General features: G+C 35.5%; 1 protein-coding gene. It reads right to left on the bottom strand.

Annotated elements, in window-relative coordinates:
- Positions 1 to 99: 99 nt before the first annotated feature.
- Positions 100 to 1,347: a P-loop NTPase fold protein gene (locus O9290_RS11715; RefSeq protein WP_288087082.1), complete on the bottom strand. Its 1,248-nt coding sequence runs from the start codon at positions 1,345 to 1,347 to the stop codon at positions 100 to 102.
- Positions 1,348 to 1,629: the final 282 nt, after the last annotated feature.

Genomic DNA, 1,629 nt, shown 5'->3' with positions numbered 1-1,629 from the left:
GATAAATTCTCTCTAGCATTTTCTGGCTCTCGGGGTTTAGGTCTCTAATCAATCTCATTGTATTTTCCTGCTGCTTCGTTTTTTTATGTATTATACTTCTTAATTTTTTATTTGGGTAATTAATTTTGCATGACTACTTATGATGATTAGAATTCGATCTCCATCTTTTTTTAATCTTTTTGCGAGCAAACCTAAATCAGCACGAATTTCTTCCATATAGTCGATTTGTTTGCCATAGTCATTCGTTTGAAGAACAGTTGTGATCCATTGGCTCAAGGGCTTAGACAAAGTATCTGCTACCACTTTAAAAATTCCTCCTATGCCAAGAGCAATTGACGCACCCCAAATCAATGAAAAATCTAAGCCGAATCTCCAAAAAGAAAATACAATCAAACCAATTATTATTGCAAGGATAGCAATTATCTTACCTTTTACCCCTTCTATTTGACGTTTAAGATTACGCCAGAACTTAATCATAAAGTGACCAGGAAAACCCCAGGAAACCTGAGATTCCAGACGATTCATGATCCTTCGCACAAGGCATGGCCAAATTACTTGAGCAGCACTATATTCCCAAGCATTAAATTCAACAGTATAAATACGAGGTAATTTATAATTGCTCAATCTAGTTTTTAGACGTATTTCATAACGCCTTTTAAGTTCCTTACTAATATGATGCAGAAGGAATGACTTTCCTATACCCCATGAACCAAATATTCCAATTGTTAGAGGTGGAAATGTCGCTGTAGACTCAATCAAATCAGCAAAAGCTTGAACATAATCTTTGAATCCCAATTGATCTCTTTCGGAAACCAAGTCATTTTCAGCGCCTTGAAGATCACCAATTCTATTGAGAACACCTTCTTCAGCATTTACAGGGACTTGAGATTTATGTTCTTCAGTCACTGTAAAATTTGTCGAACTTTCTGCATCCCTTCTAGCTAATTTTTGAATCGATTGTATTGCTTCAGGATCGCTAGGAGAAACTGAAAGTACTCTAATCCATAGTTGTCTAGAAAGTTGAAAATCACCGCTTAACTCTGCTCTAAGTGCATCCATTTTCAGGGCTTGAACGTCTGAAAGAGTAGCAGATTGAGGTAGGATAATTAAATGAACCTTAGTTGAAGGTTCAACACTCGCATAGGGAGTTTGAGGCGGTTTTCCATACTTTCCGTTGATTTCAGGAACTCTAAACCTTAAGTATTGATCTAATTTTTTAATTGTAGATGGGCTGCCTTCGCCTTGAATCCTTAAGCCTTCTACTAAAGCATATGCAAAGGAACCTTGTTGAATTTCGTCAATCTCATATGACCTCTCCCTTGGAGAGCATGAGAAGAAGATGATCAATCCTTGAATAAGTAGTCATGCAAAATTAATTACCCAAATAAAAAATTAAGAAGTATAATACATAAAAAAACGAAGCAGCAGGAAAATACAATGAGATTGATTAGAGACCTAAACCCCGAGAGCCAGAAAATGCTAGAGAGAATTTATGTATTATACTTCTTAATTTTTTATTTGGGTAATTAATTTTGCATGACTACTTATGATGATTAGAATTCGATCTCCATCTTTTTTTAATCTTTTTGCGAGCAAACCTAAATCAGCACGAATTTCTTCCATATAGTC

The organism is Microcystis sp. LE19-41.2A (assembly GCF_027530405.1).
Classification (GTDB): domain Bacteria; phylum Cyanobacteriota; class Cyanobacteriia; order Cyanobacteriales; family Microcystaceae; genus Microcystis; species Microcystis aeruginosa.
This window is presented reverse-complemented; position numbering and strand designations above follow the sequence as displayed.